Annotated in this window: 18 protein-coding genes; 6 read left to right on the top strand and 12 right to left on the bottom strand. The window is 48.6% G+C overall.

The window, feature by feature from the left end; genetic code table 11:
* Positions 1–5 precede the first annotated feature (5 nt).
* The 5 genes from ACOZB4_RS21320 to ACOZB4_RS21340 all read right to left on the bottom strand — a co-directional run bounded on the left by ACOZB4_RS21320 (position 6) and on the right by ACOZB4_RS21340 (position 6,612).
* Complete coding sequence (locus ACOZB4_RS21320) at positions 6–950, bottom strand: carbohydrate ABC transporter permease (RefSeq protein ID WP_379414722.1); 945 nt, start codon at positions 948–950, stop codon at positions 6–8.
* A gap of 98 nt (positions 951–1,048) precedes the next feature.
* Positions 1,049–2,296, bottom strand: coding sequence for an ABC transporter substrate-binding protein (locus ACOZB4_RS21325; RefSeq protein ID WP_379414725.1), 1,248 nt, complete (start codon positions 2,294–2,296; stop codon positions 1,049–1,051).
* Between the two features lie 173 nt (positions 2,297–2,469).
* Complete coding sequence (locus ACOZB4_RS21330) at positions 2,470–4,023, bottom strand: response regulator transcription factor (protein ID WP_379414785.1); 1,554 nt, start codon at positions 4,021–4,023, stop codon at positions 2,470–2,472.
* Positions 4,024–4,030: 7 nt separating this feature from the next.
* A complete protein-coding gene (locus tag ACOZB4_RS21335; RefSeq protein WP_339269828.1) occupies positions 4,031–5,833 on the bottom strand; it encodes a sensor histidine kinase in 1,803 nt (600 codons plus the stop codon).
* 35 nt (positions 5,834–5,868) lie between these two features.
* Complete coding sequence (locus tag ACOZB4_RS21340; RefSeq protein WP_076322399.1) at positions 5,869–6,612, bottom strand: helix-turn-helix domain-containing protein; 744 nt, start codon at positions 6,610–6,612, stop codon at positions 5,869–5,871.
* Between the two features lie 111 nt (positions 6,613–6,723).
* On the opposite strand from ACOZB4_RS21340, the gene ACOZB4_RS21345 reads away from it, so the two are divergent.
* The 4 genes from ACOZB4_RS21345 to ACOZB4_RS21360 all read left to right on the top strand — a co-directional run bounded on the left by ACOZB4_RS21345 (position 6,724) and on the right by ACOZB4_RS21360 (position 11,554).
* Positions 6,724–9,018, top strand: coding sequence for a glycoside hydrolase family 65 protein (locus ACOZB4_RS21345; protein WP_379414729.1), 2,295 nt, complete (start codon positions 6,724–6,726; stop codon positions 9,016–9,018).
* A 193-nt stretch (positions 9,019–9,211) separates the two neighbouring features.
* Entirely contained in the window at positions 9,212–9,892 is a 681-nt protein-coding gene (gene pgmB / locus ACOZB4_RS21350) for a beta-phosphoglucomutase (RefSeq protein ID WP_379414732.1), read from the top strand.
* A gap of 164 nt (positions 9,893–10,056) precedes the next feature.
* Positions 10,057–11,019, top strand: a complete 963-nt coding sequence (locus ACOZB4_RS21355; protein ID WP_379414734.1) for a phosphotransferase enzyme family protein — start codon at positions 10,057–10,059, stop codon at positions 11,017–11,019.
* Positions 11,020–11,044: 25 nt separating this feature from the next.
* The gene (locus ACOZB4_RS21360; protein WP_379414736.1) at positions 11,045–11,554 is read left to right on the top strand and encodes a hypothetical protein; all 510 of its coding nucleotides are present in this window, start codon (positions 11,045–11,047) and stop codon (positions 11,552–11,554) included.
* A 284-nt stretch (positions 11,555–11,838) separates the two neighbouring features.
* Here ACOZB4_RS21360 and ACOZB4_RS21365 read toward each other — a convergent pair whose 3' ends face one another.
* Complete coding sequence (locus tag ACOZB4_RS21365; protein WP_379414739.1) at positions 11,839–12,945, bottom strand: GIY-YIG nuclease family protein; 1,107 nt, start codon at positions 12,943–12,945, stop codon at positions 11,839–11,841.
* Between the two features lie 425 nt (positions 12,946–13,370).
* Positions 13,371–14,237: an AraC family transcriptional regulator gene (locus ACOZB4_RS21370; RefSeq protein ID WP_379414741.1), complete on the bottom strand. Its 867-nt coding sequence runs from the start codon at positions 14,235–14,237 to the stop codon at positions 13,371–13,373.
* Between the two features lie 125 nt (positions 14,238–14,362).
* Between ACOZB4_RS21370 and ACOZB4_RS21375 the strand changes: the two genes are divergently transcribed.
* Positions 14,363–15,652 (top strand): Gfo/Idh/MocA family oxidoreductase, encoded by a 1,290-nt coding sequence (locus ACOZB4_RS21375; protein ID WP_379414743.1) that lies wholly within the window; start codon positions 14,363–14,365, stop codon positions 15,650–15,652.
* A gap of 71 nt (positions 15,653–15,723) precedes the next feature.
* On the opposite strand, the gene ACOZB4_RS21380 is transcribed toward ACOZB4_RS21375, so the two are convergent.
* Together ACOZB4_RS21380 and ACOZB4_RS21385 are read right to left on the bottom strand one after the other, a co-directional pair.
* Entirely contained in the window at positions 15,724–16,743 is a 1,020-nt protein-coding gene (locus tag ACOZB4_RS21380; protein WP_379414745.1) for a Gfo/Idh/MocA family protein, read from the bottom strand.
* A gap of 25 nt (positions 16,744–16,768) precedes the next feature.
* The gene (locus tag ACOZB4_RS21385) at positions 16,769–17,542 is read right to left on the bottom strand and encodes a sugar phosphate isomerase/epimerase family protein (protein WP_339269808.1); all 774 of its coding nucleotides are present in this window, start codon (positions 17,540–17,542) and stop codon (positions 16,769–16,771) included.
* Between the two features lie 139 nt (positions 17,543–17,681).
* On the opposite strand from ACOZB4_RS21385, the gene ACOZB4_RS21390 reads away from it, so the two are divergent.
* Complete coding sequence (locus ACOZB4_RS21390) at positions 17,682–18,509, top strand: helix-turn-helix domain-containing protein (protein WP_379414788.1); 828 nt, start codon at positions 17,682–17,684, stop codon at positions 18,507–18,509.
* A 411-nt stretch (positions 18,510–18,920) separates the two neighbouring features.
* Here ACOZB4_RS21390 and ACOZB4_RS21395 read toward each other — a convergent pair whose 3' ends face one another.
* The 3 genes from ACOZB4_RS21395 to ACOZB4_RS21405 form a co-directional block, all read right to left on the bottom strand.
* Entirely contained in the window at positions 18,921–20,348 is a 1,428-nt protein-coding gene (locus tag ACOZB4_RS21395) for a polysaccharide deacetylase family protein (RefSeq protein WP_379414748.1), read from the bottom strand.
* Positions 20,349–21,272: 924 nt separating this feature from the next.
* Complete coding sequence (locus ACOZB4_RS21400) at positions 21,273–22,016, bottom strand: phytanoyl-CoA dioxygenase family protein (RefSeq protein WP_244878990.1); 744 nt, start codon at positions 22,014–22,016, stop codon at positions 21,273–21,275.
* A 532-nt stretch (positions 22,017–22,548) separates the two neighbouring features.
* The gene (locus ACOZB4_RS21405; RefSeq protein WP_379414752.1) at positions 22,549–23,397 is read right to left on the bottom strand and encodes a helix-turn-helix domain-containing protein; all 849 of its coding nucleotides are present in this window, start codon (positions 23,395–23,397) and stop codon (positions 22,549–22,551) included.
* Between the last annotated feature and the right edge of the window lie 143 nt (positions 23,398–23,540).

Raw genomic sequence — 23,540 nt, forward strand, 5'->3', positions numbered from 1 at the left:
TACCCTCACTCCTTCTCATCCAAGAATTTTTTTTGCAGATACGTAATCAGCATGATGATCATGAAGAACAGCACCACCGCCGCGCTTCCGTATCCAATGTTCATGTAACGGATCCCGTGCTGGTAGAAATACGTAACCACCGTACTGGTAGCCCCCGCTGGCGAACCGAGTGCGCCATAACGGGAAATCGCTGCAATCTGATCGTAGATCTGGAAACCGGCAATCGTTGATACCGATACGATGAAGAACGTGATCGGCTTCAGGAACGGCACCGTAATGTAGCGGAATTTGTTCCACTTGGACGCTCCGTCAATCTCGCTCGCTTCATACAGATCCTTCGGAATTTCCTGTAGACCTGACAAATACACAATCATGGTGAAGCCCGCTTGCTGGAAGATAAACAGAATACATACGAATAAGAGCGCATAGTTGGTATCAGCAAACCATGTTACATTCCCGAAGCCTAAAGCTCCGAAAAATTCCGTCAGGAAGGTGCCCTGCTTAAACAGCATCATGAACACGGTTGTGATCGCGATTTGCGAGGTAATGTATGGAATGAAGAATACCGTCCGGAATATCCCCTTGCCCTTCAGCTTCTGGTTAACCAGGATCGCCAGGAGCAGACCCAGCAGGGTCTGAATCGGAATCGAGATGACAACAATTTCCAGGGAATGGAGCAGCGCCCGGAAGAATTCTTTATCTTGAAGAATGGTGACATAGTTTTCGAGGCCGATGAATTTCGCCTGGTCCAAGGCAGCGAAGTTCGCATCCTGAAAACTTCTTACGAAAGACTGGATAAATGGATATAGAAACCACCACGCCCACAATATCAAAAAGGGCAGTGAAAACAACCAGCCCAGCGTCTTGTCGGAGTCTGCCAACGAACGGAACCAGGATTGCCTAATCTTGTTTCCTTTCAAATCAGCGTGCTTACTGCTGTAATCGGACATAAGTTATCCCCCGCTTCCATGGCTTAAATTGAATGGATCATTTAACAAAGGCTCCCGCTCCCTGAGAACAAGGAGCGGGAGCGGGTGTTGCCTTTTTCTTATTTGAATTGGCCTTGAATATCGTCGAGAATTTGCTGTGCCGTTTTACCGGAGCCGCCAAGAATCAATCCTTCCAATTCTTTAACGAGTTCATCCGTGAAACGCTTGGTATCTGTCGGATAACCATAGTCTGTGCTGTACTCCAGCGCAGGCTGCAGCGCCTTGAATTCAGGGTTTTTCTCGAAATACTGCTCGGACAATGAGGCTACCGCCGGATTAAACCCAAGCTCCATGAACGCGGTTTGCGTATCGTCGTTGGTCATGTAATAAGCAGCTTTGAGCGCAGCTTCTTTGTTCTTCGCGTCTTTCAGTACCATGTAAGCGTCAGAGCTCATGGTGCTGCCGTTGGTTGTTCCTTTTGGTACCGGGATCGCTACCATCTTCAGGTCCGGATTTGCATCCTTCAGGTAACCTTTGTACCAGTAACCGCCTGTACTCATAGCGCCCTGCTCGTTGCTGAATACTTCGCCGTCCCAGCCAAAGCCGAGTGATTTAGGAGTTACAGCCAGTCCTTGGTCATACATATCGATGATCATTTCCAGCGCTTTGACGTTCTCTGGCGAGTTGATAGTCTCGCCGTTACCCCAGCCGCCGCCAAAGCTCTTCACGTAGTTCGTGATATGGAAGGCATCCAGATTCACGATAATGCCTTTCACATTGCCTTTGTTCAGCACTTTCGCTGCTTCGATCACTTCATCCCAAGTGGTTGGGTACTCGCCGAGGCCAGCATCTTTCCACATTTGCTCGTTGATGAAGAACATCGCCGGCATATCACTGTTAGGCACACCGTATTGTTTTCCATCCACGTTCCAGATTTTCTTCGATGTATCCGGGAAACGGTTCATGTCCACGCCTGTGGTTTGAACCAGGTCATCGATCGGGGAGAACAATCCTTTGTTGATGTACTCGTAAGCACCTTCGTTGGACATCTTAATGAAATCAGGTGCAACGCCGGCAGCGATTTCACCCGGAAGCGTGTTCCAGAATTGCTCACTGCTTGGATATTGTTTGATTTTTAGTTCAAGCTCCGGATATTGCTCGGAGATGGTATCCGCTGCTTTCTGATAAATCTCCAAATCCTGTGCCGTACCCCAGAATCCGAAATTCACCGTCACTTTTTCCGCAGCGTCTCCAGATCCATTATCTGTATTGTCAGCGCTTTTATTGCCGCCGCAAGCGGTTAAACCAACAACAAGAGCCAGGCACAACATTAGCATGGCAGAAAACTTCTTGTTCACTTTACCCATGATGCTACCCCCTACAATTCTTTTCGTTTTACCTTGCACCTTAATGATAAAGAGCCGAAGCAATAAAAAAAATTAATCAAATGATGATTAATTTTTTAAAATTGACTATTTTTTTATAAATAGGTTGCACGGCAAGAACGTTTTTATGAAAAATCACACTTTCTTTTCAAATATCACACTTCTTCTTTCCTATACTGTTTAGGAGAAAAGCCTGTGTATTTTTGAAATACAATCGCAAAATGGGCCTGATTATTGAATCCCACCATCTCAGCAACATCATAAATTTTGTAGCGGTAGTCTTTAAGGAGTATCTTCGCCTTTTCGATCCGGAGCTCATTAATATAATCGAACAGGCCTTGACCGACCTCTTGTTTAAACAGACGACTGACATAATTCGGGCTGACATGAAATAGGTCCCCGAACAATTTTAACGAGAGGCTCTCCGGGTAGTGCTCTTCTGTATACTCCATAATATTGCGCGTGAGCTGGCTGTATCCCTTCATCTCCAGATGGTTGCGGTTCTTAAACCGCTCCTCGAATTTGGCCCGGTACGCAGCCGACAGCTGCTGGAAATGATGGATCTCTTCAAAAGCCGTTACATCCTCTTGAACGGTCCCGCCGGGCGTCCCCGTGCTCTCCCCGATCATAAACAGCAGACCTTCGTAAACCTTGCGGACATCCTTCTCTTCCATGCATTCTTCTTGCTCCAGAAACGTCTCCCACTTGGACAGCAGCTCCATAAATCGATCGTTCGCTTCTTCCCTGAGCGCAGACTTCATCTGGCTTAAATAGGCATCTGCCTGTTTATAGACACTCTCGCTCTTCTGTTTCAGATGCTGATAATAGAATATCGACGTATCCGGGTTATAAAATTGATGCGCTAACGCGGTTCCTGCTTGCTCGTAGCCCTTCTGAATGCCATCGAAATCAGCAAACCAGTCGCTGATACCCAGCACGATGTCGATGTTCACAAAGCGCTTGAGCGCGGAACTGATCATCTGCACCATTTTATTGACACGCGTCAACGAAGCCAGCAGGCTTTTCAGCTCGCTGTTGCTGATGAATACGACGCTGCACTGCTCATCCAGCTGAAGATATTCAACTTCCTTCTCCGTAGACAGAATCTCACTAACCACGTTCTGCACCGTATTCGGCAGGATGGATTCGGTTTCTTTGGTATACCTTTGGATGACCGTATGATAATTCTTGATTTTGAAAAGAACGACGTATATGTTGCCCTCTTTAAGTCCCGTTTCGTGCAGGTCATGAACATGGCCATGGAGAGCGTCAAATAGCATCTTTTCCTTCCGGTTGCCCGCTGCACCCGACTCCGCCTGAGCCGGAGTCCCACGGCTTCCAAACTGTTCCCTGACGCTCTTCAGCATCGCGGTCAGCTCACGTTCATTCATATCGGGTTTGTGAAAATAATCGAACGCCCCCAGCTTCAAAGCTTCCTTCACATATGTAATATCATCGAAGCTGCTCAGCACAATGGTCTGCACAGGAAGCTGCCGCTCCTTAATCGCCCGGAGTACTTCGATTCCGTCCATCTTCGGCATTTTGATATCGAGCAGCACCACGTCAGGTGCGATTTCCATTATCATGCGCAGGGCCTCTTCGCCGTCGCCAGCCTCACCCACAATAGCCACACCCTGGGCCTCCCAATCAATCGCCGATTTGATTCCAATCCGAACGAGCGGCTCGTCATCTACTATAAGTATTCGCACTTGCTTATCACCCTGTTTCTTCTGTGATGATCGGAACCCGAAGCCATGCCACGGTTCCGCCATGCTCTCCCCTCTTGATCCACAGGCCGTATTCCGGCCCAAAATGAAGGGATATCCGGTTCCGTATATTGTTAAGTCCAATCGAGTTAAAGGTATCTTGCGGCCCCCCCTGCTCCACCTTCGCTTGTCCACCCTCCGGAAAACCGCGTCCATTATCACTTACTTCCATGATGAGCGCGTCTCGTTCCTCATAAATCGATATCACAAGGCTGCCCTTGTAATCGATACCTTCAAAGCCATGGAACACCGCGTTCTCCACAAGGGGCTGAAGCAGAAACTTCAGGGTCCTATGATTCATTACGGCAGGATCGACCTCATACGAGACATCAAATTTATTAAAATAGCGGAAATCAAGAATTTTCGTATAGTTCTCCATGAATTGGACTTCCTCCGCAATGGTCACGTAGTCGCCTTCCTTCTTCACCGTAAACTTGATGACTGAAGAGAAAGCCTGAAGCGCTTCTTCAATGCCGGTTGCTCCCTGAATCTTGGCCATCCACTTGATGACGTTCAGCGTGTTATATATAAAATGCGGACGAATCTGCGACTGCAGCGCATTCATCTCCAGATTCCGCTTCTCCTCTTCCTCCACATAGATCCGCTCGATTAAATCGCGAATTTCCTGCAGCATCTGGTCTACGGTATGGCTGATCACACCGATTTCGCCGTGCTGTCTCGTATCAAAGCTTACGTCAAGCTGACCTTGGGAGACAAGCTTCATTTTGCTGTTCAGCACCGCCAGCGGTTTCATGATCGTGGTCGCAATGCGTGCCGAGATCAGGATGGACAGCACGAGCAGCAGAATCAACGCGGCGATTAAGATGGCAACCATAAGATAGACAATCGAGAACAAATCCTTCTTCGGAATGACCGTAACCGCCTTCCAATTAGCCAAAGAAGAGGAAGAAGAAATCATGTAGGTATCCCGATTGATCTTCGTGTTCACTTCGCCGTCTGCGTTATATTGAAAATCATTCCCCAATACTTCGGATGCCGACAGCCCGATTTCCTCGGGGTGGACGCTATGCACGATATGATCGGCTTCATCGATCAGATAGAAATTCGTATTCTCGGAAAATGCCGTATCGCTCCACAGCGTCTTGAGTTTATCCACCGAAATGTTAAAGAGGATAAACCCAAGATCCTCCTTCGTGTACGGATCCATGATGGCCCGGCCAACCGACACGACCGGAATTCCTTTGGCTGACAGCAGCCGCTCCTGACGAATCCCTACAGGGACAAGGCGACCATGGGCTCCTCTGATCTTCTGGACAAAAGGCTCACGGGTAAACTGCTCCTTGAAATAAGCGAAGTTCATATATTCCCTGTTGCTTCGGCCAATAATCGACTGACTGTTCTCGTGATAGATGACAACGGAGTCAATCAAATCCGAATACAGCATGATCCCGCTCTGGATCAAGCCGTTCACTTTATCGAAATCCTGCCCCCGTTCAAGCAATGGATACGTCACCTTGCCGTAATCCTTGCGCATAATGGCATACACCGTGGAGTCCTGAATCGGAAACATCGACAGTCGCAGCAGCGGCTGCAGGGAGGTGTCGATATTTTTAATAATTTGTTTGTTGTTCTCCACGGCGGCATCAATCATCGTACTCCGGTTATTCTCCACGTATACCCAGGATACGATGCCGCCGATCAGCAGGAGGGGGACGATGATAAAGGCGGAGAACGCCGCGATCAGTTTCTTCTCCAGACTTAAGTGAAGCATCTTCTGCTTTAGTTTCTTCATGAGCCGTGTCTCTCTCTTCTCGTTGGGATCATCCTTTATCGCGCCGTCCCGCTTATCCGGAATTTTCTCGGCGTCATCCCCGTAAAATTCTTGAACAATTGCGTATAATAACTCTGGCTGCAAAACTTGAACGTAAACGCGATTTCGGATATTGACTGGTTCGTATTAGCCAGCAAATGTTTGGACTCCTCAATCTTCCGCCGATTAATAAAGGTTGTAATGGATACGCCCGTCTCCCGCTTAAAGCGATCGGATAGATAGCTTGGGTGGACTTTCAAATATTCCGCAACCCTCTGCAAGGTCAGTTCCTCAAAAATATGCTCCCTAATGTAATAGATCGCCAGGTTCACAATGTGAGAGAAGGACACATCCTCTTTCTCGGAGCGAATCATCGAAACAAACTGCACCAGCATTTCATACTCAAAATGAACCAGCCGCTCCACATCGGTCATTTTCTCGATCTCAAGGATCAGCGTATCGCTTAAGTGAAAAGCAATCTCAGGATCCACGCCGCCCCGGATGATTGCGCGGGTAAATAAGGTACAGGAAGCAATCAAGGCATTCTTCTTCGACCGAAGCGGATACGTCGCCAGCACAGCCGCTTCCAGCTCGTTAATCTTACGAAGCATATCCATGGCTCTATTCTCATCGCCGAAGCGGATCGCTTCCAGCAGCTCGTGCTCATAATCAAATGGGGGATGGATAAAATTCTCGCGCAAATAATGCATACGGGAAGACAGATAAAACGGACGGTTTCCCGAGCGTGAAGGCTCTTTCATTATTTCCACACCACCTAAAAATATTGATAAAAACCTTGATATTTTAGTATAACATAACCCCGATTAGCTCTAGAATTCAAGCATAACCATGCTAGGAAGGAAGTGTAGACCATGACCTGGAATATATCAAATCCTGATTTGTCACAGCAAGCGTTGCTGAATATGGAAAGTATTTTTGCACTCGGAAACGGTTACTTGGGTGTGCGTGGCAACTTCGAAGAAGGCTACGGAGAGAGTTTGTCCACCATTCGCGGCACCTATCTGAACGCTTTCCACGACGTGATTGACATCCCTTATGGCGAGAAGCTCTTCGCCTTTCCCGATACACAGCAAAAACTCGTTAACAATATTGATGCCCAAACGGTCCTGATCTATTTAGGTGAAGAAAAAGAACCTTTCCGCCTTGATCACGGCACGATCACTTCACATGAGCGCCACTTGCATATGGACAAGGGGTATTCGGAGCGAATCGTACAGTGGAAATCGCCTGAAGGCAATGAGATCAAGCTGGCCTTCCGCCGTCTGGTGTCCTTCACGCACCGGGAATTGTTTGCCATCCATGTACGGATCGAACCGGTTAATTTCAACGGTCAGGTTCGCATCGTCTCCACCGTGAACGGCAAAGTGAAGAACTACACCAATGCCAATGATCCCCGGGTCGGCGCAGGGCATGCGGAACGGATGACCGTCATCGATGCCGGTGTGAAGGGCAGCGACGCCTATGTTGTTGATGAGACGATGGCCTCCAAGCTGCGCGCAGCTTGTGTGACCCGTCACCAGTTGGATGCCGATGCCGACGCCGACGTTCAGCTCGAAGCCGGAACCGGAGAGGTTACATTCACGGCTACTATTCCATTGACCGGACCGATCCACTTTACGAAATACAATCTGTATACCGACAGTCTTCGTCACGGGCAGGACATGATCGAACGTGGAATCCAGCTGCAGGAGGAGTTGAAGGATACCTCGTTTGAGGACTTGCTGGCTGAGCAGACCGAGTATCTAAATGCCTACTGGAAGTCGGCCGATGTGCTGATTCAGAACGATGACCAGCTGCAGGAAGGCATCCGCTTCAACCTGTTCCAGCTGCTGCAATCCGCCGGTCGGGACAAGCACAGCAACATCTCCGCCAAAGGCCTGAGCGGTGAAGGTTATGAAGGCCATTATTTCTGGGACACGGAAATTTACATGTTCCCGGTATTCCTGATGACGCAGCCGGACATTGCACGCCAACTGCTGCTGTATCGTTATTCCACGCTGGAGCAAGCGAGAGACAGAGCTCGGGAAATGGGTCACCGGCAAGGCGCTCTGTTCCCGTGGCGTACGATTTCGGGAACCGAGTGCTCCTCCTTCTTCCCATCGGGAACGGCGCAATACCATATCAGCGCAGACATCGCCTACAGTTATATTCAGTATTATCTCGCCGAACAGGATCGGGATTTCCTCATGTCCTATGGGGCCGAGGTGTTGATCGAAACCGCTCGCTTGTGGGCCGACATCGGCCACTATTATAACGGCGCCTTTCATATTGATGAGGTGACGGGGCCGGATGAATATACCTGCTGCGTGAATAACAACTATTACACCAACGTTATGGCGAAGCATAACCTGAAATGGGCTGCTCAAAGCTGCACCATTCTGAAATCCTACGATGCTCAAGGCTTCAAGTCCCTCTGTGACCGGCTTGGCGTCACGGAAGACGAGATCATGGCATGGGCCAAAGCGGCGGACGCTATGCTGCTGCCGTACGACGAGGCACTCGGCATTAACCCGCAGGATGATACGTTCCTCCGCAAGGCGGTATGGGACTTCGACAACACGCCGGAGGACAAATATCCGCTGCTGCTGAACTACCATCCGCTGACCATTTACCGCTACCAAGTGTGTAAACAGGCGGATACAGTGCTTGCTCACTTCCTGCTGGAAGACGAGCAAAGCTTGGAAACGATCCAGCGTTCGTATGACTACTATGAAGGCATCACGACGCATGATTCGTCCCTGTCCTCCTGCATCTTCAGCATCATGGCTTCGAAGATCGGCAGCATGGACAAGGCGTATGAGTATTTCATCGAGACGGCACGCCTGGACCTGGACAATACGCACGGCAACACGAAGGACGGCCTGCACATGGCTAACATGGGCGGTACCTGGATGTCCATCGTCTACGGCTTTGCCGGCATGCGCCTGAAGGAAAGCGGACTTTCCCTCTCCCCGGCCATTCCGCAGGACTGGGAGAAGTATGCCTTCCGCCTGAACTTCCGCGGCCGCCTCATCGGCGTATCCATCGAGAAGGACGGCGTGACCCTGGAGATTGTTGAAGGGGATTCCATCGAGATCAAGCTGTACGACAAAGCCGTAACGCTTGAAGAAGGGAAATCTGTGAAACATGCGCTTCAGAGCAAGTAATTAGGTTTAGGCCGTGGGGTGATGCCCTACCTATACGTATGGCATCACTCCCGGTTTACGAAGAAAACGATCTATCGATATATATATTCCATGAAGACAGACTGCGGTAAGCCGTCATTTTTCTTGCGTTATCAGGGAGGTCCCATGCATCGATTTTATACTTTCTGATTTCTCAAAAAGGAGCTGTAAAAACATGAACGAAACACGTAAGTTGAAAGCTGTCATCTTTGACTTGGACGGCGTCATTACCGATACGGCGGAGTATCACTATCAGGCATGGAAAGCCACGGCAACCGAGCTGGGCATTCCCTTCACGCGAGAGTTCAACGAGAATCTCAAAGGGGTATCCCGCATGGACTCCTTAAAACTGCTGTTAAGCCAAGCGGAGAAGCCTGTAAGCTATTCGGATGAAGAGCTGGTACAGCTGGCCGACCGCAAAAATAAGCTGTATGTCGAGCTGATCGAAACGATTACGCCAGCCGACCTGCTGCACGGCATTACGGAGTTTGTGGCAGACATCCGATCTAGCGGCCTGAAGACCGGCATCGCGTCCGCCAGCAAGAACGCCATTGCCGTATTGACCCGGCTTGGCGTCATGGACCAGTTCGACGTCATCGTCGACGTGACCAAGCTGAAGAACAACAAGCCGGACCCGGAGATCTTCCTCACCGCTGCCGCGCAGCTTGGCGTAGAGCCTGCTGACTGCATCGGGGTGGAGGATGCCGCATCCGGCGTTGATGCCATCAAGGGCGCCGGCATGTTCGCCGTGGCAATCGGCAATGCCGCGCATTTCCCTCACGCGGATGTCGTGCTGTCCAGCACGGCGGAACTGAATTTCCGTATACTGGCGCAGACGTTTGAAGGCAGATCATAGATTAAAAGGGCCGCTCCTTAGGGAGCGCCCTTTTTTCATGTGTCCACCCCTTTTTGCAACCGATCACCATCTTCGGTAGACTTGTAGTTGGTAGTGAATACCTGTAACTTATCCGGTATGTCAGTCAGACGGGCATATCGAGAATACGATAAAGGGGACTTTCCATGGAACAGGCTGTTTTGGATCAAGGTGCCGAGCGATTCGGACAAGGTTCTTATTCACTGAAGTTACTTGGGGGATTCGATCAGAATGTATTTGAATACAACGGTGAAGACGGACGCCCCTTCATTATTAAATTCTTGGACGCATCCAAATACCGCAAAGCCTCGATCATTCGCGAGCTCACGTGGATGGCCTATCTTGCCGAGCATGGGCTGAACATAGTGGAGTCGGTTCGATCCGCTCAGGATCTTCTTATTGAAGAGATAACTCATGAGTCGAAGCGATATTATGTCATTGCTTTTACAAAGGCTCCAGGCAGCCCATTAACGGATTTGGCATCGGATTTCGCCATGATCAAGCAGTGGGGGCGCGGGATGGGCCGTATGCATAAACTCGGGAAAAAGGACTCCACCGCAGCTTCGCTCGTTCACCATATGGCCTTTCCCCAGTGGAATGATCATGTAATATTTGCCAATGCGTTCCCGGAGGCTGCAGGTGAAAGAGTCCATACGCAGTGGAAGCAGTATCTTAAGGAATTGGAGTCCCTTCCGCAGGATCAGGAAGGCTACGGCATCGTCCACAATGACCTCCACCATAACAATTTTCACGTACATAACGGGGAGATTATTTTTTTCGACTTCGGGGATGTCTCCTGTCATTGGTTTGCCTACGATATCGCCATAGCCATCTATCATGCGGTTCAGACCGTGCCTGAAAGCGGAAAAGCCGAATTTGTCGCCAGATTCTTCGACTCGTTCTTATCCGGCTACCTTCAAGAGAATACGCTGAGTGAGGATTGGATCGAGCGAATTCCATTTTTCATCGACTTCCGCAATATCTACTCCTATGTCTACTTCTCCAAATTCGTAAACTGGAATGAGATGAACGAGCGCACCCGGAATTATCTCTTAGCGATGAAAGCTGATATTGAGGCAGGCAAATCGGTTGTGAAGCTGTCCATTTAATATAGAGAAGGAAGATTGCTCTGCCATGAAACCAAAATCCAAACCTCTCCGCCGGCTCGGCTATTTAGGCCTAGGTTTACTCTTCTCGGCCTTCGTTCTATACCTGCTGTTCCTACGGCCCACGCCCATCAAGGTGGGTGGATTTACATCCTTTACGGATGAAAATACCATGATCTTCGAGGTGATCAATGAAGGATTCGCCGATGTGGAGCTGCTGGACGTGCGGGTGAATGATGGACGGAAGCCTGCCAAAGCCGAGCTGGGCGTCAGTTATTCCCTTCATCTTGTGGGCGGCGAAGGCCTTGATGAAGATCCCGATATCGAATTCGTCGATATTCGAGAGATGCCGTTAAAGCCCGAGCTCGTGCCAGACGAGAAGAGAGCCGCGCTCGGTCAAGGTTCGCGCATTCCGCTTAATTATGGCATCCGTCTTTATCACGATGAGCCCATCATTCAGATTGAAGTGAAATATAAGTATGGAGGGATCACCTTTACGAGGGAGATGCCGATGGGCCGATTTTTCAATAACGGCTAAATGCTCAAGGCAAAATTAAATCGATGAAGAGAGCCAAGCTCTTTGATGTCGATAATTATACTGTGTTCCCAGGACTCTCTTTTGAAAATAAATAAGTAAACCAAAGCCTCTATCCGTGTTGGATAGAGGCTTATGTGATAAAAACCAATTCCACAGTTCTCTGTAACTGATAGATTTCCTACGATACAATCTCCGCCCAGCGGGATAACGTCTTCTCAAAATAAGATTGGAAATTTCTTGGTAACAAAAAAACCGGGCTGCCTCAACCCGGTTCAATGATCAAATTAAGATGATACAACATAATTATTCAAAAAATCCCGCAGTGCAGCCTCCATATCAGGCTCCCCACCCTCTTCGATCCATGAATCCTGAAGAACAAGATAGCTGCAGGCACTGCTCTGCAAATAGCTGTAGATGATTTGTGCAGCATCGATATCTTCCCGGGTAACCTCGGTAGCATCGCATTCCATATCCCTCGTGAAATAGCTGAGAATCAAGGCTTTGACCCTCTGCCTCAACGATTCCATGTCCACTGTGGTAGCCACAGAGCATCGCTCGCTGTGCAGCACAACGTTCCCCTTAATCAGAAATAACTTGATCGTATCTTCGTCTAGATACTCGTAGACAACGATGCTGTGATTCTCTTCAGCGAACTCGATCACATGCCGTTTACTTAAGAGAAAGTTCACCGCCTCCATGCCGTCCCTGTATTTTGCAGCCTGCTCAAAATCGAAACGCTCTGCGGCGTCGAGCATGTTGCGCTCCATTTCATCATATAAACTTCGGTCGTCCCCCTGAAGCAGAGCAATGAATCGATCCATGATTTCATCAAATTGCCGCGCGGTTTCGCCGCCAAGACACTTGCCAAGACAGAGGCCAATCGAATAATTCAAGCAGGGGGTATTTGCCGAAGAAGCGGCAGGTGTATGATTGCAGGCGATTTTACAGCATTCCTTAACCTTTTGCACTGCGTGTTCAAGACTATGTCTGCTGGCTGTATAGGGGCCGAAACAACGAGGCGATTCGTGACCGCCTTCATCCAGAGTATCTGTAATTTCCAGCCATCGCCAATCTCGCTTTTGCCGCAATACGATATAACTATAGCCTAGCGGATTTTTCATCTTGCGGTTATACATCGGCTTTAAGTCCTGAATGAGCCTGCATTCCAGCATGAACGCCTCAAACTCCGTGTCGGTGACGATATGTTCCAGGTCTTTGATGTGCTGAACCAGCTTCTTCACTTTTGAGGAGTGCGATTTATTGTTGTAAAAATACGACTGCACTCTCTTCTTGAGACTTTTGGATTTGCCAACGTAAATGACCGTTCCCCGCGAATCTCTCATGAGATATACGCCCGGCGACAGCGGCAACTCTTGTATTTTTGTTTTCATTTTGACTGTCGATCCTCTCAACGAATCTATTAAACATGGCATTTTCCGTTCAATTCCAAGATACCATATGCACACCAAAAAGCACCACAGTCACAGGCTGATCCAATTCGATGAATGTGGTGCCTCTATTAGGGACTAGGGCTATAGCCTCTATTACCCCTTCTCGCATAGAGTTGATTGGTTGTCATGCTCCCGTACCCGAAAGGGGCCCAAAAATAACAGACTCTCGAATAGGCGCGACGGCACACGCATAATCTTCTTCATTGATGCAATACGCACGCTGCGCGGCCTCATTCGGCAGGAAGCGCAGAAAATCTGAGTCATACACAAAATCAGGGCTAGCTCCTCGCTTTAGTAAAATAGAGACTATCTATTTCAATTCAGCTTTTTCTAGTGTGCCAGAAAGAAGACATAGCCATATCCCTCTAACTTCGCATTCGATACTGCTGCCGATATTGCCTCGGCGACATCTGAACCGCCCGCTTGAACATCTTACCAAAGTGGGAGAAGTTGCTGAATCCCGAGCGCATGGCGATATCCGTGATGGGATCATCACTCTCCCGCAACAGCCGCTGCGCTTCCTTGACCCGAAGCAGATTAAGATAATCGCTAAAGGTAAACCCCGTTGTCTGTTTGAACAGCCGGCTGAGATAGTGCGGACTGATTCGGAACGCCTCAGCTATCTCGGGCAGCGTTAAGGCTTTCTGGTAGTTGTCGTTAAGATACCGGACGACCGCCTGGGTCTTCGGATGAAGAACCGGCTCGGTATCGGCGGAGCGAACCGTTCCCAGATGCCGGTTACGGTAGGCGAAGAGCAGCAATTCAACCGTCCGGTGCCGCAGCAGCCAGCTGCTTCCCGCCTGGGGACGGACCATCTCCTCCACCATTTCACCGACCATTCGCTCCATGACTTCACATCCCGGTGAAGGAAGCCTTAGAATCGGAACATCCCAGCCGAACGGCTCCTTCAGTCCTTCGGCCAGGTCGGGTGATACGGTCAATTCCGCAAATAACTCCGGACTTATATAAAGGACAACCCGGTCATGATCGGGCCGGCCGCTGTCTAGCGTCTTATGAACGGCATTCCGGTCCACGAAAACGAGATCCCCCGCTCTGACCCGGTAGGAACGGTCCTTAATGAAGTATATGCGCTCACCCGATAACAGGTAGTACAACTCGTAATGATCATGAAGATGGTCAACCGTCATGGAGAAATATCCAATGCGGCGGTCATATTCAATGTCCAAATATCCGCTGGGATCGTGGTAATCCGCTCGAAACGGCTTCGTCATGTCGCTGCCCCCTTTGCTTGGATTATAGCAAAATAAGCGGTGTTCGAAAGCGATTGCGCATAAAATGCGGCGAAAGAAATGCTTCCTTGTTATAGGCTATAGCTATATTCAAGGAGGCGATAGAGATGAGTGACAAGAAACGCTATGTATTGGTCGGAACTGGCGGCCGAGCCGAATTTTTTTATGGCGCCCTGGCCCAGAATTTCCGTGACAGATCCGAGCTTGCTGCCTTTTGTGATATCAACCAGACTCGCATGAATTACGCGAATCAGCTGCTGCGGGAAAAATATAAATACACCGAGGTGCCTACATACACCGCGGACCAATTCGACCAGATGATCGAGAACGAGAAGCCCGACTTCGTCATTGTCACGAGCATCGACCGGACCCATCACAAGTACATTATCCGCGCGATGGAGCTTGGATGCGATGTCGTGACCGAGAAGCCAATGACGATCGACGAGGAGAAATGCCAAGCCATCCTGGATGCCGCCAAGCGGACTGGGCAAAATATCAGGGTCACTTTCAACTACCGTTACGCTCCCCATCATACCAAGGTACGGGAGCTAATCATGAATGATACCATCGGCCAGGTGACCTCGGTTCACTTCGAATGGCTGCTGAATACCCGCCACGGAGCGGATTACTTCCGGCGTTGGCACCGGGACAAGCGGAACAGCGGCGGACTGCTCGTCCATAAATCCACCCATCACTTCGACTTAGTCAATTTCTGGATCGGCTCGCATCCTGAAACCGTTTTCGCATTTGGAGATCTCATGTACTATGGTAGAGAGAATGCCGAAGCACGGGGCGTAACGCAATTTTACAATCGTGCCACCGGCAACAAGGTTGCGAAAGAGGATCCTTTCGCGCTCCATCTGGATTCCGATGCGCATCTCAAAGCCATGTATCTGGATGCTGAGCCGGAAGATGGCTATCAGCGGGACCAGAGTGTTTTCGGCGACGGCATTAATATTGAGGATACGATGGGCGTTCTCGTACGATATCAGAACAAAGCCATTTTAACGTATTCGCTGGTGGCCTATCAGCCGTGGGAAGGCTATCGCATCGCAATTAACGGCACCAAAGGCCGGATCGAGATGAACATTGTTGAACAATCCTACGTGAATTCGCTGGGCGACAAGAATCAGGAAGGCGCGTTAATCGGAAAAACGCTGCGGGTGCTTCCAATGTTCGATGCCCCTTATGAGGTTCATGTTGAAGAGAAAAAAGGCGGGCATGGCGGAGGCGACCCGGTTCTTCTGAATGATTTGTTCGGAGAGCCCGTGGAAGATCCGTATGCCCGTGCGGCCAACCATATCGATGGAGCGAGGTCCATACTGACAGGAATTGCAGCCAACCGTGCCATCGCAACCGGTATGCCTGTACGAATCAACAATCTGGTTCGTTTTTAGGTCGTACAAGGGTGCCACACACACAACAGAAAAAAGAGCCGTCCGCAGACGGCTCTCCTCTGTATATCATATTACAGCTTCACAATTCTACCGGTCTCTTGGGATTCGAATGCACCCAGGATCACGTTCAAGGAACGCAGTCCTTCCTCGCCGGAAATGCTAGGAGGTGTGTTCGTAAGAATGGATTCGACAAAAGTGTCGATGACACCGCTCGGAACCTGCTTCTCATTGGTTGCCATGGCGCCAACCTTGTAGGTTTCTACCGTACCGTCGGTCAGCTCAACAACCACTTCATCACCGTTAACGGTACCGATCATCATGGCGCCCTTCTCGCACCATAATACCGTTCCGTTATCACCGGCTCTGTAATGCGTCCAGCTCGCCATCAGTGTGCCTACGGCCCCGCTCTTCATGCGAACGATGCAAGTCGCGTTGTCGTCTACATCGGTTCCGTCTTTATGAACCGTTCCGATGAAACCCGCCACTTCCACGATTTCATCGTTCAGCAAATAACGGATAAAGTCGGATTTATGCACGCCGAGGTCACCCATAGCGCCCATAATCGCTTCTTCTTTGCGGAAGAACCAGCTGTCGCGACCATCGAGGCTCCAGCTCTCCGGACCGCCATGGCCGAAGGAAGTACGGAAAGTAAGCACCTTGCCGAGCTTGCCGGAATCCAGGATTTCCTTCGCTTTCACGTGCGGAGGCATGAGACGCTGGTTGTGGCCTACCATCAGGTAAACCCCATTTTTGCGGGCTGCCTCGATCATTTGCTCTCCTTCTTCAGCCGTTGTTGCCATCGGCTTCTCCACCAGCACATGAAGACCGGCATTCGCAGCCGCGATGCTCATTGGGGCATGCAGATAGTTCGGCGTACATACGCTAACGGCATCGAGCTTCTCGTTCTTCAGCAGTTCTTGATAGTCTGTATAAGCTTTACCGCCATATTGGGCTGCCATTTCTTCGGCGCGTTCCTTTACCGGATCGGCAAAAGCAACCAGCTCCACGTTAGCATTGTTCGCGTATTCAGGAATATGTCTGCGCTGGGCGATTGCGCCGCAGCCAAACACAGCCACTTTAATTTTACTCATTGAAAGTCTCCTTTGTGCTCATAGATTAAAATTGGTTCAGGTAGTTCTGCTTCAGCCAGTTCATACTGTTCTCCACACTTTGCAGCGGCGGATTCTGACATACGTCCTGCTCGACGATCAGCCATTCCGTGCCTGCATCGGATGCAGCCTGAATGACGCCCGGCAGGTTAACCGACCCTTGGCTCAGCTCCAGCGTTTTCATGTTGCCTTCCGCATCCTTGCTGAAGTCTTTCAGGTGAAGCAGCGGAAGACGTCCAGCGTATTTCGGAATGTAGGTGAGCGGATCTTGTCCGGCGAATTGTACCCAGCATACGTCCATCTCCACTTGCACGGCTTCCGGCGTCGTTGCGGAATACATCGCATCAAAGACAAACTGGCCATCGACCTCGGTTTCGAATTCGAATGCATGGTTATGGTAACCAAAGATCAGGCCCTGCTTGCGCGCTTCGGCCCCTACTTCCTCCAGGAAGGAGAAGAGGTTCTTCCAATCCTCGGCATCTTTACGATCTTCTTCGGCCACATATGGACACATCATATATTTAGCGCCAATGGTTTTCAGGTAATCAATTTCCTTCTGCAGATCTGCACGAAGAAGGTGCAGGCCTACGTGACTGCCGATCGCTTTCAGGCCAAGTTCTTGAAGAAGCGTTTTCATTTCCTCGGCTGGAATGTCTCCATACCCTGCGAATTCCACCCCTTCATAACCTAATTCAGCCACTTTGCGAAGCGTACCGCGGAAATCCTGTGCTGTCTCATCGCGCAGCGTATACATTTGCAAACCAATGTTCATTCTTCTCATTATAGCGCACCTCGATTCCAAAAATGAGTTACTGCTCTATCTGCTACTATCATACATGCAAATAGGCTAAAATGAACATAAACAATATTGCTGCAACATGAACTATCTGCTTACATTTTTACTGGGGGTTGTTACCATGATGGAGGCAAGGCTGCTGATCTGCGACTATTCCTATCACTTCCAGCAATTTAGCAACAGCCATCGGGGCGGCTTGACGACCTATCTTTTCCGTCTTCAAACCGAGGGCTCCTGCGAAATCTACTGCAACGGCATCGAGCACCACGTGCAGGCAGGCGACCTGCTGCTGCTGAAGCCCGGCGATGAATACGAGCTGCGGGTGAAGGAAGACGGCGAGGATGGCCGCGTGTCCAGCGGGGATTATTTTATATTTTGCGACGGCACCTGGATTGATGATTGGTGGAACCGCATCCCCCGCCCTGTCGTCAGCCATGTCGGGCTCGACGATCATTTGCTGGGCCTGTGGAGACAGATGCTGCTGGAGAAGCGGCGCGGACTTGAGGGGGAAATCGGGGAGCTGACCGACTACCTGCTGCGGAGTCTCTGCCTCTGCCTGGACCGGGCCATTACCGAGATCAAGCCGACCGATCGTCTTGCCTTTACCGCGCTGCGGCTGAAGCGATTCGTAGAGGAACATGCCACCATCACCTTCAAGCTGGAGGAGGCTGCTTCCCATGTGGGACTCAGTTTATCCCGTGCCGTTAAACTGTTCAAGGAATATTACGGAAAAACGATGATCCAGTACGCCCTGGAGATCAGGTTGAATGCAGCCGTCGAGCGCATGAAATACAGCACCATGACGCTGGAGGAAATCGCGGAAACCTGCGGCTTTGCTAGCTATTCCTATTTTCACCGGGTATTCCGGGCCAACTACGGCGTGTCCCCGGTCAAGTTCCGGGCAACGGCAACGGTCCCGGCAAGGCCGGGGCAGGAAAAAAGCCCCCGATGAATTTTTTTCTACTATATAAAAGAAGCAGCCTGCACTACCCAAAAAGGTGGGCGCAGGCTGCTGGGCTAAAGATTCTGTTAATAACTCGATATACTCTCCATGAAGCCGGATTTGAAATCGTAGTCATACAGCAAATCATAATCTGCCGTAACTTTGATTTTGAAGGCATTTTTCAGCAGCTGGACCGGAATCATGAGTTTGCCCTTGCCCTTCCAGAGGGAACTTGCTCGGTATTGTTATTCATTTCAAAATTGATACCCAATGCCTTGGCTACAGCGGCCGCCGGAACCATTGCATTTTTCTTGAGGATCACGCCTTCTTACATTAGCTTGGAAGCCGGAATTCGTCTTCTGTAAATTGAGTTATAACCGCCATCTGAATGAAGCTGCCCGGCTTTATCGTATTTGAACCTTATAATTCAGAGACGTTCACAAATTCATAGCCTTCTTTTTGCAAATATTTCAAAATAGGTTCTACGGCTTCTGCAGTCGTTGCATGAATATCGTGCATTAGAATGATTGAACCGTCTCTCACATTTGCTTGAACGATTTTTAATATGGCAGCCGGATTACGCGATTTCCAGTCCAAGGTATCAATGGTCCACAATACAGCGGGACTGCTGATCGCACTCTGAACCTGCTTATTAACGGCACCATAAGGTGGTCGGAACACCGTTGCTTCTCTTCCTGCGGCGCTCTTGATGGCCTGGTTTGTTCGTTCCACTTCCTTGATCCCTTCTGCTTTGCTTAAGTTCGTTAGATCCTTGTGGTTCCAGGTGTGGTTACCTAGTTCATGTCCTTGATTAGCAACTTCCTTCACAATCTCCGGATAGAAATCCACCCTATTACCCAGCATAAAGAATGTCGCTTTCGCATTATACTTTTCAAGCAAGTCAAGAATCTTCAACGTGTTTTTAGGATGCGGCCCATCGTCAAAAGTAAGAGCTACTCGTTTACTGCCCTTTGGAGAATCATCATCTTTAACCGGCTTATCTTCTTGGGGCTTGTCCTTATTCTTTGAATTGTTTTTTGACTCGTCTTTTTCGTCTTTTTTATCATTCTCAATCTGCAACTTCTCTTTCCACTCATCAGTTAGAAGATCTTGCATCTCATCCAGTGGAATCGAAATTTTGGGCATGCCGGCCGCTCCGGCAGTTACCTCGTATTTATCAAATTGAAAAACAGCTGCCTTATCCGTAAAATACATGCCATTAAATTTATTGTTCGGATCAGTTGCCCAGATCTTTAACTCATCTTCGAACAGAAAAGGACTGTATTCTTTCGATTCCTTGAATTTTTTATTGATGAGCGCGTATAACTGTTCCCGGTTTTGTGTCGTATCCTTGAGGATCTCAGTTTTTTGAATGAAGTCACTTTTTTTGACATCTACTATATAAACCTTCGCTTTTTGCTGTGCGTTTGCACCTACGACATACCTTTCCTCAGAGAATACAATGGAATACATATTCTCCACCACGGGATGGATTTCCACCGCTAAAGATAACGCGGCTGCGTGGTTTTTTATATATTCCTTATTCTCCTCGACACTCGCCAGAAAATCCTCTTTGACCGAAGCTGCATATCCTTCCATTTCTGTATTGAGCTTATCGCTTTTAAATTTCGGATAGTGAATCGCCATGTTATAGTTCTTTTTCTCTGTTACTTCTGTAAATAAATCTACCCCCGGATATTTGGATACTTCTATTCTTTTTTTATCTTTGTCAGCTTCACTGGCATAACCGTCATTACTCTGCAACATAACATTAACAAAATACCCCACTATAAAAAGTCCCAGGATCAACAAGATACTAGATGTTATTTTTGCTTTTGCTGATTTCAAGATTCCACACTCCTTCTGCCTTATTTCCTTGGTAAGCAAAATTCTATCAAATTAACCGAGCGAGTTTCATTCTAACCAAAATAAACATAAAATAATTTAAACAAACATTTATATTTGCTGCTTACATAAGTAAGACGTACGAGGTTCCCTAAAAAGTTTGTTTTGGGGTTGGTAAGAGAAAGAAATCCTATCGTCATCTTCCTGGTAGTATTTCACACAAGTTGAAGATTGATTGAGCGTTTAAAAAAAGAAAAAGCCGCGAACAACAGGGCAACTGCCTGAAATTCATTTGGCTACATTCTTGTCATTTATAATACTCTCCAACAGTATATACAGCTTACATTAAAAAAAGGAAGATCCCCCTCCTGCGAGTAACGGTTCTTCCTCTTACTTCTTATTTTATACAAGCACAAGATCAGACGAGTGAATGTCCTCTCCCCATTGGATGATATAACGGAACTCACACCTAACGTCGCTTTAAAATTCGTCTCCTACAGTTCGTCATTGCTACCTACGGACATTCCATGGAGGTCACCTGTGGCGTTTTTTTCTATATAGTTTAGTATTTTTTACGCGTTCCACTTCGTTCTCCTTACGTTAATCCAAAGTTACATACTTTCCTTCTGGAAGGATTAGCACATGCGAATCGGCTTCTGTGCTTCCGTCCCCTTCAAAACTATGAAACACATATCGGGGTTCGAGTTTCCCCTCTGCATTCAGGTTGCACAGATGCCTCTCTCCATGGTCATTTTTTTCAGATGACTCCGTATGAGCTTCTCCAAGTCTGAATAATTTTTTCGCCTCATTTATGATACGGTTCAGCTTATTATCATTTAGTAGTCTCTAAGCTTTACATCGGTAGCAATCTCAACAATCATTCTGGGGTGGTCTCCGTAATCTGTTGCATTTCTGTCAGTTCTTAAATTAGTACAACCAATACTTCTGGCGAAGATCTTCCCTATGGAGAACATTCGAATCTTCGCGGATATAGTGGCAGACATAGGATCGGCGCCAACGGTCTTTGCTTCGGTTCTTGTTGGAAGAGTGAATTAACAGCTCACTGAAGAACAGGATGTCTCCCTTTTCCATGATAACAGGAATTTGATGGTTCGTATCCACACCTTCGGTTTCCTCGGTCCAGTGCTCGTGCTCTTCCAAATTTTTAACGGCGCCGTGAGGCAGCAGCCCCAGCTTATGCGTTCCCGGCAGCACCCACAGACAACCGTTTTCTTCGTCGATGATGTCCTCCATTGCCGTCCATGCGGCGATCATGGTCATCGGATCGTTCTTGATATAGTAATAATCCTGGTGGGAAGCTTGGCCAGGTGACCCTGGTTCCTTATAAAAATACATACTCTGCACGCAAACTGCTTCCTTTCCCATCAATTGGGTCAATGCTCCTCTTACCAAGGCATGCTTCATCACCTGCCGCGAGAAGCTGTCATGCTTGTGCGGATTAAACAGCCGCAGCGAGAACTTCTTGGATTCACTGCAAGCAGCCCATTCCGGCATCGGGTCCTGATTACGAATATCATAAATGTGACTGTTAAAGGCATCGATCAGATCGCCGCCCATCCCTTTTTTCCACAGTAGATATCCGTTCTGTCTAAAAAATTCAATTTGCTCCTGTGATAAAGGGTTACCTGGCAAGGAATATGTCTTGATCATCATCATTCTCCTCTGAACGGTTTTCTTTTACACCCCAAGAATACCTGGATCATGCCCTGAGAACAATGTCTGAGATTTGCAGGAATGTGTCTGTAATTGATTTAAAGCAACTCTAGCTGAAACGATCTCCATCTGCATGCCCCCTAACCAGGTTCAGGTATTTACCATAACCAAGGAAAGGCACAGCGGAGCATTACCTACAGGAGACCTCAACCAGAAGTCGATCCCCCCGCCCGGACGACGGTTTACGGTTGTGTGTATATTTGTAAATGGAATGTATCTTCCAACTTTAAGCTTAGATATTCAGATTGTAAGGCAGTTAAGACTTTGGCGTAATAAACGCAAACAACGAGCCTATGGGTATTATTCCCAATGGCTCGTTGTTCCCACATGAGATGTACTGTCCTTGTACCTGAACAAGCCCCTTGCCACGTAAGAAATGGATGTTTGCATCAACCGGCTGATCAATACATCTATTTTTGACTGCAAAAAACAAATAATGACCCATGAGCGGTAAGGGACCCTGAACTGTTCAGCCGCCCCCAAGCCATGAGGATTGCCGGATTTCCGTCGGTGTGAGGCCAACCTGTTTTTTGATGCTTTTAGCAAAATGAAATGTCGATTTGAATCCGCACCTATCGGCGATTTCTGAAATGGAAAGCCCGGTCTGTTTGAGCAGCTCGACCGCCCGAATGCAGCGGTAATTCCACAAGTAGCGGATTGGGGTAGTCCCATCACTTTTACGGAATAACCGGATCAAATGTTCAGCGGTGACACCCGCATGCGCAGCTAGATCATTTAAGGTCAGCTCATCGCCAAAGCGTTCCTGGATCAGTTGCTTGACAAGAATGACCGAAGAATGGCCTGGCGGTTTCGTTGCTGTCGAGGTGACGCCGGCATAATAGATTTGCAAAGCCAGGTGCCCCAGGCTGATCATCAGACGGCTGTCCTCTGGGTACTCCGCTTTCATGGAAAGAATCATTTCCGTAATCCGGTTCAGATGACTGGTGATGGGAACACAAAAAGGCAGATTCGAAAGAATTTGCTCCTCCTCGCACCGGAAGGAGCTGAAATGAACCGAAATCCAGCGATGCCATGTCTCCTGTTTTTGGGAAAACACGAAAAACTCCTCGTATCCCGGCATCAGCAGTGCTGCATGCCCAGGTTTCACAATCTGGGATTGCCCCGCGATATTGACTTCCATATGTCCCGAATCCAGCAGAACCAGTTGTATATCCTTCTGAATACGGGGTCCGAATACGCCTCCAGGTGGGTAGATCACACTCCCTGCCCCTGTGCAGGCAACGCGTTCCAAAGGAAAGATTTCTTGATTATGAGAAAAATGCGCTGCAGAATGAACGCTCCCGTCAGATTCTGTCATTAGATCCCCCCGCCCGGAAAAAGAAAATTTCCATCATGAATATTAAGTTAGAACAACTGCTTAAGTTTTTCACCTTATATAATCTACCTGTGTTGGCAAGGATTCGAATGTATTCTATCACAAAATCATGAGCTATACGATTG

This window comes from Paenibacillus sp. NPDC058898 (assembly GCF_049316025.1).
Classification (GTDB): Bacteria; Bacillota; Bacilli; order Paenibacillales; family Paenibacillaceae; genus Paenibacillus_AQ.

Bases quoted from the DNA above. Each gene is read 5' to 3' on its own strand.
- ACOZB4_RS21380 (WP_379414745.1), bottom strand. From the start codon at position 16,743: ATGAGTAAAATTAAAGTGGCTGTGTTTGGCTGCGGCGCAATCGCCCAG.
- ACOZB4_RS21390 (WP_379414788.1), top strand. From the start codon at position 17,682: ATGGAGGCAAGGCTGCTGATCTGCGACTATTCCTATCACTTCCAGCAA.
- ACOZB4_RS21335 (WP_339269828.1), bottom strand. From the start codon at position 5,833: ATGAAGAAACTAAAGCAGAAGATGCTTCACTTAAGTCTGGAGAAGAAA.
- ACOZB4_RS21320 (WP_379414722.1), bottom strand. From the start codon at position 950: ATGTCCGATTACAGCAGTAAGCACGCTGATTTGAAAGGAAACAAGATT.
- ACOZB4_RS21340 (WP_076322399.1), bottom strand. From the start codon at position 6,612: ATGAAAGAGCCTTCACGCTCGGGAAACCGTCCGTTTTATCTGTCTTCC.
- ACOZB4_RS21365 (WP_379414739.1), bottom strand. From the start codon at position 12,945: ATGAAAACAAAAATACAAGAGTTGCCGCTGTCGCCGGGCGTATATCTC.
- ACOZB4_RS21355 (WP_379414734.1), top strand. From the start codon at position 10,057: ATGGAACAGGCTGTTTTGGATCAAGGTGCCGAGCGATTCGGACAAGGT.
- ACOZB4_RS21370 (WP_379414741.1), bottom strand. From the start codon at position 14,237: ATGACGAAGCCGTTTCGAGCGGATTACCACGATCCCAGCGGATATTTG.
- ACOZB4_RS21360 (WP_379414736.1), top strand. From the start codon at position 11,045: ATGAAACCAAAATCCAAACCTCTCCGCCGGCTCGGCTATTTAGGCCTA.
- ACOZB4_RS21325 (WP_379414725.1), bottom strand. From the start codon at position 2,296: ATGGGTAAAGTGAACAAGAAGTTTTCTGCCATGCTAATGTTGTGCCTG.
- ACOZB4_RS21405 (WP_379414752.1), bottom strand. From the start codon at position 23,397: ATGACAGAATCTGACGGGAGCGTTCATTCTGCAGCGCATTTTTCTCAT.
- ACOZB4_RS21345 (WP_379414729.1), top strand. From the start codon at position 6,724: ATGACCTGGAATATATCAAATCCTGATTTGTCACAGCAAGCGTTGCTG.
- ACOZB4_RS21375 (WP_379414743.1), top strand. From the start codon at position 14,363: ATGAGTGACAAGAAACGCTATGTATTGGTCGGAACTGGCGGCCGAGCC.
- ACOZB4_RS21400 (WP_244878990.1), bottom strand. From the start codon at position 22,016: ATGATCAAGACATATTCCTTGCCAGGTAACCCTTTATCACAGGAGCAA.
- pgmB (WP_379414732.1), top strand. From the start codon at position 9,212: ATGAACGAAACACGTAAGTTGAAAGCTGTCATCTTTGACTTGGACGGC.
- ACOZB4_RS21385 (WP_339269808.1), bottom strand. From the start codon at position 17,542: ATGAGAAGAATGAACATTGGTTTGCAAATGTATACGCTGCGCGATGAG.